This window comes from Pseudomonas sp. LABIM340, from assembly GCF_040017195.2.
Taxonomy (GTDB): Bacteria; Pseudomonadota; Gammaproteobacteria; order Pseudomonadales; family Pseudomonadaceae; genus Pseudomonas.
The window spans coordinates 4989283-5003310 of the sequence record NZ_CM200227.1 but is presented as its reverse complement, the minus strand read 5'-3'; the positions used below and the strand labels follow the sequence as shown (position 1 = coordinate 5003310).

General features: G+C 62.3%; 16 protein-coding genes and 1 pseudogene. 11 read left to right on the top strand and 6 right to left on the bottom strand.

Annotation, left to right across the window (positions count from 1 at the left end):
- Window positions 1-2: 2 nt before the first annotated feature.
- Window positions 3-959, bottom strand: coding sequence for a YceB family lipoprotein (locus tag ABKS89_RS22970; protein WP_138215299.1), 957 nt, complete (start codon window positions 957-959; stop codon window positions 3-5).
- An 8-nt stretch (window positions 960-967) separates the two neighbouring features.
- The gene (locus tag ABKS89_RS22965) at window positions 968-2683 is read right to left on the bottom strand and encodes a proline--tRNA ligase (RefSeq protein WP_348587182.1); all 1716 of its coding nucleotides are present in this window, start codon (window positions 2681-2683) and stop codon (window positions 968-970) included.
- A gap of 111 nt (window positions 2684-2794) precedes the next feature.
- Between ABKS89_RS22965 and ABKS89_RS22960 the strand changes: the two genes are divergently transcribed.
- Complete coding sequence (locus ABKS89_RS22960) at window positions 2795-3202, top strand: PaaI family thioesterase (RefSeq protein ID WP_138215478.1); 408 nt, start codon at window positions 2795-2797, stop codon at window positions 3200-3202.
- Window positions 3203-3287: 85 nt separating this feature from the next.
- On the opposite strand, the gene ABKS89_RS22955 is transcribed toward ABKS89_RS22960, so the two are convergent.
- On the bottom strand, window positions 3288-4610 hold the full coding sequence (locus ABKS89_RS22955) for an OprD family porin (protein ID WP_138215297.1): 1323 nt from the start codon (window positions 4608-4610) through the stop codon (window positions 3288-3290).
- Between the two features lie 716 nt (window positions 4611-5326).
- Between ABKS89_RS22955 and ABKS89_RS22950 the strand changes: the two genes are divergently transcribed.
- Complete coding sequence (locus ABKS89_RS22950; protein ID WP_138215296.1) at window positions 5327-5752, top strand: HIT family protein; 426 nt, start codon at window positions 5327-5329, stop codon at window positions 5750-5752.
- Between the two features lie 3 nt (window positions 5753-5755).
- A complete protein-coding gene (locus ABKS89_RS22945; RefSeq protein ID WP_045210356.1) occupies window positions 5756-5962 on the top strand; it encodes a SlyX family protein in 207 nt (68 codons plus the stop codon).
- Window positions 5963-6031: 69 nt separating this feature from the next.
- Here the strand turns inward: ABKS89_RS22945 and ABKS89_RS22940 are convergent, their stop codons facing one another.
- The 3 genes and pseudogenes from ABKS89_RS22940 to ABKS89_RS22930 form a co-directional block, all read right to left on the bottom strand.
- A complete protein-coding gene (locus ABKS89_RS22940) occupies window positions 6032-6271 on the bottom strand; it encodes a cold-shock protein (protein WP_192430913.1) in 240 nt (79 codons plus the stop codon).
- A 93-nt stretch (window positions 6272-6364) separates the two neighbouring features.
- Window positions 6365-6628 (bottom strand): annotated as a pseudogene (locus ABKS89_RS22935) (cold shock domain-containing protein membrane protein); the annotation flags it as partial.
- Window positions 6629-6845: 217 nt separating this feature from the next.
- Complete coding sequence (locus ABKS89_RS22930) at window positions 6846-7316, bottom strand: Dps family protein (RefSeq protein WP_301532368.1); 471 nt, start codon at window positions 7314-7316, stop codon at window positions 6846-6848.
- Between the two features lie 243 nt (window positions 7317-7559).
- Here ABKS89_RS22930 and ABKS89_RS22925 point away from each other — a divergent pair, with 243 nt between their 5' ends.
- The 8 genes from ABKS89_RS22925 to tolQ all read left to right on the top strand — a co-directional run bounded on the left by ABKS89_RS22925 (window position 7560) and on the right by tolQ (window position 14017).
- Window positions 7560-7829 (top strand): FmdB family zinc ribbon protein, encoded by a 270-nt coding sequence (locus tag ABKS89_RS22925; RefSeq protein ID WP_348587181.1) that lies wholly within the window; start codon window positions 7560-7562, stop codon window positions 7827-7829.
- Between the two features lie 43 nt (window positions 7830-7872).
- On the top strand, window positions 7873-9651 hold the full coding sequence (gene aspS / locus ABKS89_RS22920) for an aspartate--tRNA ligase (RefSeq protein ID WP_301532370.1): 1779 nt from the start codon (window positions 7873-7875) through the stop codon (window positions 9649-9651).
- A 73-nt stretch (window positions 9652-9724) separates the two neighbouring features.
- Window positions 9725-10471: a YebC/PmpR family DNA-binding transcriptional regulator gene (locus ABKS89_RS22915; RefSeq protein WP_192291378.1), complete on the top strand. Its 747-nt coding sequence runs from the start codon at window positions 9725-9727 to the stop codon at window positions 10469-10471.
- Between the two features lie 116 nt (window positions 10472-10587).
- A complete protein-coding gene (gene ruvC, locus ABKS89_RS22910; protein WP_081520158.1) occupies window positions 10588-11112 on the top strand; it encodes a crossover junction endodeoxyribonuclease RuvC in 525 nt (174 codons plus the stop codon).
- Window positions 11113-11146: 34 nt separating this feature from the next.
- Entirely contained in the window at window positions 11147-11752 is a 606-nt protein-coding gene (ruvA, locus tag ABKS89_RS22905; RefSeq protein ID WP_081520159.1) for a Holliday junction branch migration protein RuvA, read from the top strand.
- A gap of 10 nt (window positions 11753-11762) precedes the next feature.
- Window positions 11763-12821 (top strand): Holliday junction branch migration DNA helicase RuvB, encoded by a 1059-nt coding sequence (ruvB, locus tag ABKS89_RS22900; protein WP_138215289.1) that lies wholly within the window; start codon window positions 11763-11765, stop codon window positions 12819-12821.
- Between the two features lie 52 nt (window positions 12822-12873).
- Window positions 12874-13320: a tol-pal system-associated acyl-CoA thioesterase gene (gene ybgC / locus ABKS89_RS22895; protein WP_081520161.1), complete on the top strand. Its 447-nt coding sequence runs from the start codon at window positions 12874-12876 to the stop codon at window positions 13318-13320.
- A 1-nt stretch (window position 13321) separates the two neighbouring features.
- The gene (gene tolQ, locus ABKS89_RS22890) at window positions 13322-14017 is read left to right on the top strand and encodes a protein TolQ (RefSeq protein ID WP_045210353.1); all 696 of its coding nucleotides are present in this window, start codon (window positions 13322-13324) and stop codon (window positions 14015-14017) included.
- Window positions 14018-14028: the final 11 nt, after the last annotated feature.

Genomic DNA, 14028 nt, shown 5'->3' with positions numbered 1-14028 from the left:
CGTCAGTTGCTGACGCCGGGGTCCGCTGCCAGGCGACCGGCGTCGGTCATCAGGCTGTGGAGGAATTCCTTCTGCAGCTCCGGATCGTTGCGGGTCAGCTCGATCAGGCTCTGTTCCAGTTCGCTCGCTTCCTCTTCCAGGCCGAGGTCGGAGAGGCGCTTCACCCGGTGTACCCAGTGGTGCACGTCGTCACCTTCCAGGTCGTCGTAGATCAGCGCGTGGGCTTCCTGCAGCTTGCCGCGCAGGGAGCGGCTGACCAGCAGGCTGGCGTCGGCGCGGGTGTCGTCCGAAGGGTCCTGGACACTGAACTGCAGGCGGCCGATGCGGCTGACTTCGTCGTCGCTGAAGGGGCCTTCCAGCAGGTTCAGGCGCAGCACGCCGTGGCGGTCGGTGAGCAGCTCCTGGGAGTTCTTGCCGGCGGTGACGGTCACCGGGCGCTCCGACCAGGGCAGGCTGGAGTACTCGGTACGCTTGTCGCGCTGCTTCTCGTCGATCGATGCCAGGTTCTGCTCGGCGCGGCCGTTGGATTCGACGTTCATGAACGGGTTCATGCCGTCAATGCCGTAGCGAATCCAGCCGCGGGTGACGCTCTCGGGCAGGTTGCCGAGAGCGAACACGTTGACCACGTTGGCACCGATGCCGCCGACGAAGGCGACGATGCCCAGCGGCATCTCGTACACCTTGCGCCAGCCCTGGTACGGCGTGTAGCGGTCGTAGCGACGGGTGACCTCGAACTCGGTGACTTCGAAGGTCTTCTGTTCCTGCACGCGAATGCGGCGCTGCGGCAGTTCCAGGGTGCCCGGCGTGCCCACGTCGATCTGCAGGCTATGGTCGAGCAGTTTTCGCTCGACTCGCTCTTCATGCTCGCTGCGTTGCGACAGCTGGTTGGCGCAGCCGCTCAGCAGGAGGCTGCCGCACAGGGCGGCAGCCGCGAGGCTTGTGGTACTTCCGGTGGACATCGCTCTGCTCAGTTGCGGATCTTGGCCGTGATGAAGGCTTGCAGGTCGGACAGGGCGACAGGCTGCGACTCGGCGTCACGGCGGCCCTTGTATTCCAGGGCGCCTTCGTCCAGGCCGCGCTCGCTGACGACGATGCGGTGCGGGATACCGATCAGCTCCATGTCGGCGAACTTCACGCCGGGGCTGGTCTTCTTGTCGCGGTCGTCCAGCAGCACTTCGAAGCCAGCGGCGGTGAGGTCTGCGTAGAGCTTGTCGGTGGCGGCGCGCACGGCTTCGTTCTCGTACTTCATCGGCACGATGGCGATCTGGAAGGGCGCCAGGGCGGCCGGCCAGAGGATGCCGCGGTCGTCGTAGTTCTGCTCGATGGCGGCGGCGACCACGCGGGATACGCCGATGCCGTAGCAGCCCATGATCAGGGTGACCGGCTTGCCGCTCTCGCCCAGTACGGAGAGCTTCATGGCTTCGCTGTACTTGGTGCCGAGCTGGAAGATGTGACCGACTTCGATGCCGCGACGGATGATCAGCGTGCCCTTGCCGTCCGGGCTCGGGTCGCCCTCGACGACGTTACGCAGGTCGGCGACTTCCGGTACCGGCAGGTCGCGTTCCCAGTTCACGCCGAAGTAGTGCTTGTCGTCGACGTTGGCGCCGGCGGCGAAGTCGCTCATCAGGGCGACGGAACGGTCGATGATGCAGGGCAGCGGCAGGTTCAGCGGGCCGAGCGAGCCGGGGGTGGCGCCGATGGCGGCCTTGATGTCCGCTTCGCTGGCCATCTGCAGGGGGCTGGCCACCAGCGGATGGTTGCCGGCCTTGATCTCGTTGAGTTCGTGGTCGCCACGGACGATCAGGGCAATCAGCTTGCCTTCCTCGGCGGCATGCACCACCAGGGTCTTGATGGTCTTCTCGATCGGCAGGCCGAACTTCTCCACCAGGGCGGCGATGGTCTTGGTCTCGGGGGTATCGACCAGGCGCAGCTCTTCGCTGGCCGCGCCACGAGCGGTTTCGCGCGGCAGGGCTTCGGCCTTCTCGATGTTGGCGGCGTAGTCGGTGGATTCGCCGAAGACGATGTCGTCCTCGCCGGAGCCGGCCAGCACGTGGAATTCGTGGGAGCCGCTGCCGCCGATGGAGCCGTTGTCGGCCTGCACGGCGCGGAAGTCCAGGCCCAGGCGGGTGAAGATCTTGCTGTACGCGCCGTACATGACGTCGTAGGTCGCCTGCAGCGAGTCCTGGCTGGCGTGGAAGGAGTAGGCGTCCTTCATGATGAACTCGCGGCCGCGCATCAGGCCGAAGCGCGGACGGATCTCGTCACGGAACTTGGTCTGGATCTGGTACATGTTGATCGGCAGCTGTTTGTAGCTGTTCAGCTCGTTGCGCGCGAGGTCGGTGATCACTTCCTCGTGGGTCGGGCCGACGCAGAAGTCGCGGTCATGGCGATCCTTCAGGCGCAGCAGCTCGGGGCCGTACTGCTGCCAGCGGCCGGATTCCTGCCACAGTTCGGCGGGCTGGATGGCGGGCATCAGCACTTCCAGGGCACCGGCGGCGTTCATTTCTTCGCGAACGATGGTCTCCACCTTGCGCAGTACCCGCAGACCCATTGGCAGCCAGGTGTAGAGACCAGACGCCAGCTTGCGGATCATGCCGGCGCGCAGCATCAGCTGATGGCTGATGACGACCGCATCGGAAGGGGTTTCTTTCAGGGTGGACAGCAGGTACTGACTGGTACGCATCTTTGGCCGTTTTGTCGGTTGCGAAGGGGAATATAGGCTGGGCATTGTACGGTGCAGGTCTGGCTGCGTACAGGGCGCGGCGGGCGGAGACGGAGGAGTGGCGTGAGTCGATTGAATGCAGCCCAGGTACAGGCGTTCATCCGCGCGGGATTGCCCATGGCGGACGAGATGGATTTCCGCATCGATGCACTGGAAGGGCGCAGCGCGTTCGCGCGGATTCCCTTCCATGGAAAGCTGGTGCGGCCGGGCGGGACGATGTCCGGGCCGACCATCATGGCGCTGGCGGACGCGGCAATGTACGCGGTGATCCTGGCGCAGCTGGATAACGTCGAGATGGCCGTTACTTCCAACCTGAATATCAACTTTCTCAGCAAGCCGAAGCCGGAAGACCTGTTGGCCGAGGCGAAGATATTGAAACTGGGGCGGCGGCAGGTGGTTTGCGAAGTAGCTGTCTACTCGGTCAGCAATCCGCAGGAGTTGGTCGCCCATGTCACCGGCACTTATGTATTGCCGATGTAACAGATACGTTCGAAGTTGTAGGTAAGTTGCAATAAAAAAGCCCGGCAGAAGCCGGGCTTTTTAGTTACCTGCAGTTCGTTCTGGATTACAGAACGGACAGCGGGTAGTCGATGATCAGGCGGAATTCATCAACGTTGCCTTCAGCCTGGTCGGCGTTGGCGCGGTGCCAAGCCTGACGAGCACGGAAGGACAGGTCTTTTGCCGGGCCGCTCTGGATAACGTATTTGGCTTCCAGGTTGGTCTCGCGATGTTTGCCGTCCGGACCATAGCCGTAGTTGGCGTAGGGGCTGGTTGGATCGATCTTGTCGCCGTCGATGTCCTTACCGTAGATGTAGCGGCCCATGAAGGTCAGGCCCGGAACACCGTACTCGGCCATGTTCAGGTCGTAACGGCCTTGCAGGGATTTTTCACCCGGGCCGTTGAAGTCGGAGTACTGAACGGAGTTGGCGAGGAAGATCGAGTCGCCGCCGGCGTTGTTGTCGCCGATGCCGATGTAGTCGAACGGAGTGTTGCCGTTCACTTTCTGGAAGGCCAGGGTCAGGGTGTGCGCGCTGATGGTGTAAGCAGCGGCCAGCGAGAAGGTGTTGTTGCTGATGTCACCCAGCTTGGCGGAGCCAGCATCGGTAGTGCGGTAGTAGTTGAAGTCCAGGCCGAGGGACTGATTGTCAGCGATCGGCAGGGTGTAGTTCAGGTTGACGTAGTACTGGTTCCACAGGTCTTCGACCTTGGCGCCGTACAGGGAAGCCGAGAGCTGGTCGTTGATGGCGTATTTGCCACCCAGGAAGTCAGCGCTGTTGGCGGTTACGCCGCCGTACTGGGACCAGATCTCACCATCACGGTTGGTGGTGTCCTGGCCGGTACCGGAGTAGAAGTGACCGCCTTCCAGATCCAGGCCGTCGATTTCGCTGCTCATCAGGCTGAAGCCGCTGGCGGTTTGCGGCAGCAGGCGGGTGCCGCCTACAGCGAACACCGGAGCGGTGGGCTGCATGTCGCCGAATTTCAGCTCGGTCTTGGAGATGCGGACTTTGACCGCTGCGCCGGCTTTGCCGAAGTCGTCAGCCTTGTCGCCGTCATCGTGGACCGGCAGGTTGCCGGTGCCGCCGTAGCCGCTGCCACCGTCGAGTTTCAGACCCAGGTAGCCGAAAGCGTCAACGCCGAAACCAACGGTGCCTTGGGTGAAGCCGGAGTTGTAATTGGCCCAGAAACCTTGAGTCCAGTCACGGGCATCGGTGGCGCCGTCTTTCTTGTTGCGATTGAAGTAGTAGTTGCGAACCAGGAAGTTCAGGCTGCTGTCTTCGACAAAGCCTTTAGCGTCAGCCTGATTGCCTACGAAGGGCTCGGCCATTGCCAGTTGTGTGCTGCCTGCAGAAACGGCCAGGGCGATGGCGCTCCACTTCATCACTTTCATTGTGATTGCTCCTTTGGTTTTGAAATTATTCGCCATCACTAATGCCGCGGTGACGGCTCTTTCTTTTTTTGTCGGCGCTAACTTATAGCACGCGTGTTCAGTTGGCGATAGTTGCCCAAATGAACACACAAAATCTTTACGGGACTGTCGCAAAGCTGCATGACGCATGTCGCATTCAAGCAGTTCCCATGTTGCAAAAAGAGATTGCCCCCTGATTGCTTCATTGATGCTTCAGCCCTTGTGGTTCTCTATTCCATTGACCACTTCTTAAGTTCTCCCGCCTCCGCGTCCACTTCTCCCAAAGGGGTGGCCGTCGGTGCACTGTCCTTGCCTCTAGCAACAACCGTGCACAAATGCCCGGAGCCGCCTTCACAGTGTTCGTCTTGCGACGCGTTGACGCATTTCACGGCTTCCGTTGGGGATTTGCAACATCCACGAGCACGCATGTCGTTTTCTGGCATCCCGTAGTTGTAGCTGTTTAAACGATTTTTCGCTGCTGATTGCCGTGATTGCCGTGCAGATTCCTGCACGCGCCTGTTGTCGGGATATGCCAATCCGCGCCATGCGCGATCCTGGTGCAGCGCTGCAAGGGGCGTGCTCCGGCACGATGCGTCGGTCGGGCATTTTCGCCGGAAGGGCTCTCTAGTATTCTTCGCGCCCTTCGGCTCCCCTGTGGAGCTAGGCTTAAACAAGGCTCGTCGAACAGGAGAGGTCTTATGTTCGCCCTGGATTCCCGCCTCCAGCAGGACACCGTTGCGCTGGGTGATTTCCCGCTGAGCAGCCTGCTGTTGATGAACGACTCGCAGTACCCGTGGTTCATCCTGGTTCCGCGCCGTGAAGATGTCAGTGAAATCTTCCAGCTGGATTCCGCCGATCAGCAACAGTTGTGGCGCGAAGCGACTCAACTGGCGGAAGTGCTCAAGGACACTTTCGATGCGGACAAGATGAACGTGGCCAATCTTGGCAACGTTGTCAGCCAACTGCATGTGCATGTGATCGTGCGCAAGCAGGATGATGTCGCCTGGCCGGGGCCGGTCTGGGGCAAGCATCCGGCGGTTCCTTATAAAGAAGAAGAGCTGGCGCGGGTGCGCGAGAAGCTGCGTATGGCGCTGGGCGATGGCTTTCGCTTCAGTCAGGAGTGAATGATGGATCTGGAAACTCGAGTGATGGACCTGGAGAGCCGACTGGCCTTCCAGGATGACGCATTGCAGACCTTGAGCGACGTGGTCTACGAGCAGGAGCGGGTGATCGAACGCACCCGTCTGCAGATGCAGGCGCTGCTCAAGCGCCTGGAAGACCTGCAGGGCCAGGTTGGTGTAGCGGAAGATGATGCTCCGCCGCCGCACTATTAAGCCGCGCTGTTAATAGGTGCAGAAATGAAGAAGCCCGCCGATTGGCGGGCTTTTTCATGGAGCTGTGAATCAGCGGCGGTTGGGCAGGGCGGCGATCACATCCTCCGCCTGCAGGCCCTTGTCTCGCTGGACCACCGAGAACTCCACGCGCTGCCCTTCGATCAGGATGCGGTGGCCCTCGCCGCGAATGGCGCGGAAGTGGACGAAGATGTCCTCGCCCGAGTCGCGGGAGATGAAGCCGAAGCCCTTGGAGGTGTTGAACCACTTCACGGTGCCGGTTTCGCGGTCGACGCCGGCGAAGGTTTCGATGGCGATGCTGGTGCTCGGTTTGTTCAGGCTTGCGATCCATTGCAGGACGACGGCGCCGGCCAAGCTCAGCAGCGGCAGCACGATGGCCGGCTGGTCGCCGATGAAGGGCAGCGGGGCGAGCAGGATCAGGATCTGCAGGACCACGGCCAGCACGACCAGGGCGGTGGCGAGGCTCTGCAGCGCGGAGGGGTGTTTCAGTTGGCTGCTCGGGGCGAGCAGGAGGCTGGTCAGACCGAGCAGTGCCAGGTAGATGGCATCGCTCTGTTGCAGGTAGGGCAGGGCATCACTACGCAGACTCGGGATCAAGGACAGCAAGAGTGCGGCGACGCCCGTCACGAGATGGACGATCTTCAACATGGCTACGGATTCACCTTGAGCGGGTAACGATATAAAGAAGCAGCCAGCCCCGGGTGCGACGCCAGAAAGGAAAAATGAAAGCGTGCCGGGCGGCCTATGCGAGAAACGCACGGCAGGTATTTAACCGCAAACCACTTGCCTTCTCAAATCAACCGCTTAGGCCATTCGTAGGGGGAAGCAGCCGGCTTTCTGGCCGGCTGCTTATAAAGGGAGAGGGTTATTCGGCGAGCAGGCTGCGCAGCATCCAGGCAGTCTTCTCGTGGACCTGCATGCGCTGGGTCAGCAGGTCGGCGGTCGGCTCGTCGGCAACCTTGTCCGCCAGCGGGAAGATGCTGCGCGCGGTGCGCACCACGGCTTCCTGGCCCTGCACCAGCAGGCGGATCATCTGCTGGGCGTCCGGCACGCCTTCTTCTTCCTTGATCGAGGACAGGCGGGCGTAGGCGGCGTAGGTCCCCGGCGCCGGGAAGCCCAGGGCGCGGATGCGTTCGGCGATGCTGTCCACGGCCAGCGCCAGTTCGGTGTACTGCCCTTCGAACATCAGGTGCAGGGTGTTGAACATCGGCCCGGTGACGTTCCAGTGGAAGTTGTGGGTCTTCAGGTACAGGGTGTAGGTGTCGGCCAGCAGCCGGGACAGGCCTTCGGCGATGGCGGCGCGATCCTGCTCGACGATTCCGATGTTGATTTCCATGGTGATCTCCTCATCGTTGCCAGGGGAATTCAAAAGGTATGGATCGAGGCTATCACCGGCCGGGGTGCGAAGCTCTTGGTCTATGTCAAGGCAATCGATTGAAGCTTTCTATTAGAAAGCTGTGCGCTTGGCCTGCCGTTCCGGTCACTGCCGCCTGGCTGCAACCTGCGGATTTTTCAGGCTATAATCCGCGTCTTTGCCGCGGGATGCGGGCCCGTGGCAGTGTACGAGCCAAGGTGTCCCATGCCGATTTACGAGTACCAGTGCCAATCCTGTGCGCATCAGCTGGAATCACTGCAGAAGATCAGTGATGCGCCGTTGGTCGATTGTCCGGCCTGCAAGGCTCCCGAATTGAAGAAGATGTTGTCGGCGCCGGGTTTCCGCCTGGGCGGCAGCGGTTGGTACGAGACCGACTTCAAGACCGGAGCGAAGAAGAACCTGGCCTCCGGCGATGCCTCAACGGCTTCCCCGGCCACCGCTAGCGGTGGTGGCGGCAGCTCCGCCAGCGAATGAGCGGTTCCCTAGAATTCAAGACTTTCGAGAAGCGAAACACACCATGATGCGCAGCCACTATTGCGGCCAGTTGAACGAGAGCCTGGACGGCCAGGTAGTCACTCTTTGCGGTTGGGTACACCGTCGCCGCGACCACGGCGGGGTGATCTTCCTCGACGTGCGCGATCGCGAGGGCCTGGCCCAGGTGGTGTTCGACCCGGATCGCGTCGAGACCTTCGCCAAGGCCGACCGCGTGCGCAGCGAGTACGTGGTGAAGATCACCGGCAAGGTGCGCCTGCGCCCTGAAGGCGCGCGCAACTCGAACATGGCTTCCGGCGCCATCGAAGTACTGGGTCATGAACTGGAAGTACTGAACCAGGCCGAAACCCCGCCGTTCCCGCTGGACGAGTACTCCGACGTGGGCGAGGAAACCCGCCTGCGCTATCGCTTCATCGACCTGCGTCGCCCGGAGATGGCCGCCAAGCTGAAGCTGCGCGCGCGCATCACCAGCAGCATCCGCCGCTACCTGGACGAGAACGGTTTCCTCGACGTGGAAACCCCGATCCTCGGCCGCCCGACTCCGGAAGGCGCGCGTGACTACCTGGTGCCGAGCCGCACCTACCCGGGTCACTTCTTCGCCCTGCCGCAGTCGCCCCAGCTGTTCAAGCAACTGCTGATGGTGGCCGGCTTCGACCGCTACTACCAGATCGCCAAGTGCTTCCGCGACGAAGACCTGCGTGCCGACCGCCAGCCGGAATTCACCCAGATCGACATCGAGACCAGCTTCCTCGAAGAAAGCGACATCATCGAGATCACCGAGAAGATGGTGCGCCAGCTGTTCAAGGAAGTGCTGAACGTCGAGTTCGACGAATTCCCGCACATGCCGTTCGAAGAGGCCATGCGCCGCTACGGTTCGGACAAGCCTGACCTGCGTATTCCGCTGGAACTGGTCGACGTGGCCGATCAGCTGAAGGATGTCGAGTTCAAGGTCTTCTCCGGCCCGGCCAACGATCCGAAGGGCCGCGTTGCCGCCCTGCGCGTTCCCGGCGGTGCGAGCATGCCGCGCAAGCAGATCGACGACTACACCAAGTTCGTCGGCATCTACGGCGCCAAGGGTCTGGCCTACATCAAGGTCAACGAGCGCGCCAAGGGCGTGGAAGGCCTGCAGTCGCCGATCGTGAAGAACATCGCCGAGCCGAACCTGAACGAGATCCTCGATCGCGTTGGTGCGGTCGATGGCGACATCGTGTTCTTCGGCGCCGACAAGGCCAAGATCGTCTGCGACGCCCTGGGTGCGCTGCGCATTAAGGTCGGCCATGACCTCAACCTGCTCACCAAGGAGTGGGCTCCGATGTGGGTCGTGGACTTCCCGATGTTCGAAGAGAACGACGACGGCAGCCTGACTTCCCTGCATCACCCGTTCACCGCGCCCAAGTGCACCCCGGAAGAGCTCGAGGCCAACCCGGCCGGCAAGCTGTCCCGTGCCTACGACATGGTGCTCAACGGCACCGAGCTGGGCGGCGGTTCCATCCGTATCCACGACAAGTCCATGCAGCAGGCGGTATTCCGCGTGCTGGGCATCGACGATGCGGAGCAGGAAGAGAAGTTCGGCTTCCTGCTGGACGCCCTGAAGTACGGCGCACCGCCGCACGGTGGCCTGGCCTTCGGTCTGGACCGTCTGGTGATGCTGATGACCGGCGCGGCCTCTATCCGCGAAGTCATCGCCTTCCCGAAAACCCAGAGCGCCGGCGACGTCATGACCCAGGCTCCGGGCACTGTGGATGCCAAAGCCCTGCGCGAGCTGAATATCCGTTTGCGCGAGCAGCAGAAAGCCGCCGAGTAAGTCGATCCAGATTGCCGCTGCGCCCGCAAACCGGGCGCCGCGAGCGAAGCAAACAAGCGATACGGAGTGAGTTATGGCTGGTCATTCCAAATGGGCCAACATCAAGCACCGCAAGGAACGTCAGGACGCCAAGAAGGGCAAGATCTTCACCAAGCTCATCCGTGAGCTGACCGTCGCTGCGAAGCAGGGCGGGGGGATCCCGGCGGATAACCCGCGTCTGCGCCTGGCCGTGGACAAGGCGCTGACCGCCAACATGACCCGCGACACCATCGATCGCGCCATCCAGCGCGGCGTGGGCTCCAGCGAAGCGGACAATATGGCCGAGCTGACCTACGAAGGTTACGCACCCAGCGGCGTGGCGATCATCGTCGAAGCGATGACCGACAACCGCAACCGCACCGCGGCCGAAGTGCGTCATGCCTTCAGCAAGTGCGGCGGCAACCTGGGTACCGATGGTTCGGTGGCCTACATGTTCGAGCGCAAGGGCCAGATCAGCTATGCGCCGGGCGTGAACGAAGAAGCCCTGATGGATGCCGCGCTGGAAGCCGGTGCCGACGACGTGGTGGTCAATGATGATGGTTCCATCGACGTCTTCACCACCTTCGCCGACTTCATCTCGGTCAACGAAGCGCTGACCGAAGCCGGTTTCAAGGGCGATGACGCCGAGATCACCATGATCCCGTCGACCACCGCGACCCTGGACCTGGACACCGCGCAGAAGGTCCTCAAGCTGATCGACATGCTCGAAGACCTGGACGACGTGCAGAACGTCTACTCCAATGCGGATATTCCGGACGAGGTGATGGCCCAGCTGGGCTGATCCCACCACCGGCGTTGGTCTGAAGCCGGAAGCGGGAGTGGTCGTCAGCGGCGCCTCCCGCTTCCGGTTTTTGTTATCTGAAGTACAGGTTACGGACAAGGTTTGATCGGACGGACATGACCCTGATTCTTGGCATCGACCCAGGTTCACGGATTACCGGCTTCGGCGTGGTGCGCGACACCGGCCGTGGCTGCGAGTACGTGGCTTCGGGCTGCATCCGTACCGGCAACGGCGAGCTGTTCGAGCGCTTGCAGATCGTCTTCCGTGGCGTGCGAGAGGTCATCCAGACCTATCAGCCGACCATGATGGGCATCGAGCAGGTATTCATGGCGCGCAACGCCGACTCGGCGCTGAAGCTGGGGCAGGCGCGGGGTGCGGCGATAGTCGCGGCGGCGGAAGAGGGCTTGCAGATCGCCGAGTACACGGCGAGCCAGGTCAAACAGGCGATTGCCGGTACCGGTGGCGCGGACAAGCAGCAGGTGCAGATGATGGTCATGCACCTGCTCAAGCTGGTGCAGAAGCCGCAGATCGACGCCTCCGACGCACTGGCCATCGCCCTGTGCCACGCGCACACCCGGCAGAGCCTGGTGCCGCACGGCCTGGTAGGCGCCCGCCGGCGCGGCGGACGCCTGCGCCTGTGATATCCGGAAAAACATTGAGCAAGGACAAACACCCGTGATTGGACGCCTGCGTGGCACCCTGGCGGAAAAACAACCGCCGCACCTGATCGTCGACGTGAATGGCGTGGGCTATGAGCTCGAAGTGCCGATGACCACCCTGTATCGCCTGCCGAGCCTGGGCGAGCCGGTGACCCTGCACACCCACCTCGTGGTGCGCGAGGATGCCCACCTGCTCTACGGCTTTGCCGAGAAGCGCGAGCGCGAGCTGTTCCGCGAGCTGATCCGCCTCAATGGCGTGGGCCCGAAGCTGGCGCTGGCGCTGATGTCGGGGCTGGAAGTCGATGAGCTGGTGCGTTGCGTGCAGGCGCAGGATACTTCCACCCTGGTGAAGATCCCTGGTGTGGGCAAGAAGACTGCCGAGCGCCTCCTGGTGGAGCTGAAAGATCGCTTCAAGGCGTGGGAAAATATTCCGTCCATCGCGCCACTGGTGGTGGAACCCCGACTGGTTGCCGCAGTCTCAAGCGCCGAGTCCGATGCGGTCAGCGCGCTGATCGCCCTGGGCTTCAAACCCCAGGAGGCAAGCCGCGCCGTGGCTGCCGTGCAGGAGGAAGGTTTGTCCAGCGAAGAACTCATCCGTCGTGCCCTCAAGGGCATGGTTTAGGTAGCCATCGATGATCGAAGCCGATCGCCTGATCTCCTCTGTAACCGGTCGTGACCGCGAAGAGCAGCTCGACCGCGCCATTCGCCCGCTGAAGCTGGCCGACTATGTCGGGCAGCCGGTGGTGCGCGAGCAGATGGAGCTGTTCATCCAGGCGGCCCGTGGGCGCCAGGAGGCGCTCGATCACACGCTGATCTTCGGCCCGCCCGGCCTGGGCAAGACCACCCTGGCGAACATCATCGCCCAGGAGATGGGGGTTTCGATCAAGAGCACCTCCGGCCCGGTGCTGGAGCGCCCTGGCGATCTGGCGGCGCTGCTGACCAACCTCGAACCCAACGATGTGCTGTTCGTGGACGAAATTCACCGCCTCTCGCCCATCGTCGAGGAAGTGCTGTATCCGGCCATGGAAGACTTCCAGCTGGACATCATGATCGGCGAGGGCCCGGCTGCGCGTTCGATCAAGCTCGACCTGCCGCCCTTCACCCTGGTCGGCGCGACGACTCGCGCCGGCATGCTGACCAATCCGCTGCGTGACCGCTTCGGTATCGTGCAGCGTCTCGAATTCTACGGTGTGGACGACCTGTCCAGCATCGTCGCCCGTTCGGCGGGCATTCTCGGTCTGGAGATCGAGCCGGCGGGCGCCTACGAGATCGCCCGACGCGCACGCGGTACGCCGCGGATCGCCAACCGCCTGCTGCGGCGGGTGCGGGATTTCGCCGAGGTGCGTGGCACCGGGCACATCAGCAGCGATATCGCCGACAAGGCGCTGAACCTGCTGGACGTGGATGAAAGGGGCTTCGATCACCAGGATCGGCGCCTGCTGTTGACCATGATCGACAAGTTCGACGGAGGCCCGGTGGGCATCGACAACCTGGCGGCGGCCATCAGCGAAGAAAGACACACGATTGAAGACGTGCTGGAGCCCTATCTGATCCAGCAAGGCTATATCATGCGCACACCTCGGGGACGTGTAGTAACCCGGCATGCGTACCTGCATTTCGGCCTGAATGTGCCGAAGCGGATGGGGGAGGGGACGACATCGGATCTGTTCGTCCCTGAAGATGGTAATTAATTGCATTTGTAGACGATTGCCGATTGGCAAAGTCTTTACTTGGTTCTAGAGTATGCGCGCGCAACACGGGGGTCAGCCGTTCCAGCAGCGGTATCGGGTCTATTACGAGGACACCGATGCCGGCGGCATCGTCTACTACGTCAACTACCTCAAGTTCATGGAGCGGGCTCGTACCGAGCGGCTGCGTGATCTGGGCTTCGCCCAGTCACAGCTGGCGGGGGAGAACCTGCTTTTCGTCGTTCATTCGGCCGAAGCGCGCTACCACGCGCCGGCCCGCCTGGATGACGAGCTGCTTGTCAGCGTCGAGGTGGAGGAGTTGAACCGTGCGAGCCTGAAGTTCCGTCAACAGGTTCGACGGGCGTCGGATTCGACCTTGCTCTGCGAGGGGCGATTCCTGGTGGCGTGCGTGCGGGCGGACAACCTGAAGCCCCGCGCTATCCCAGATGTGTTGCGTGCGGCATTTGCCGGCAGTCCGGACACCCTTTCAGCAGGAGATTAACGTGGAACCGAACGTCGTCGACCATACTTCCATGTGGAGCTTGATCAGTAACGCCAGCGTCGTGGTACAGCTGGTAATGCTGACCCTGGTGGCCGCATCGGTCACTTCCTGGATCATGATTTTCCAGCGCAGCAACATGATGCGCTCGGCGAAGAAGGCCCTGGAAACTTTCGAAGAGCGCTTCTGGTCGGGCATTGACCTGTCCAAGCTCTATCGTCAGGCGGGCAGCAACCCCGATCCGGATTCGGGGGTCGAGCAGATCTTCCGTGCCGGCTTCAAGGAATTCTCCCGTCTGCGCCAGCAGGCCGGCGTTGACCCGGATGCGGTGATGGAAGGCGTTTCCCGCGCCATGCGCGTCGCCATTTCCCGTGAGGAAGAGAAGCTGGAAACCAGCCTGCCGTTCCTCGCCACTGTTGGTTCCACCAGCCCGTACATCGGTCTGTTCGGCACCGTGTGGGGCATCATGAACTCCTTCCGTGGCCTGGCCACCGTGCAGCAGGCCACCCTTGCCACCGTGGCGCCGGGTATTGCCGAAGCACTGATCGCCACCGCCATCGGCCTGTTCGCGGCCATCCCCGCGGTCATCGCCTACAACCGTTTCGCCGCCCGCTCGGAAATGCTCATCGGTCGCTACTACACCTTCGCCGACGAGTTCCAGGCGATCCTGCACCGCAAAGTGCACACCAGCGACGATTGATCGACGACCAA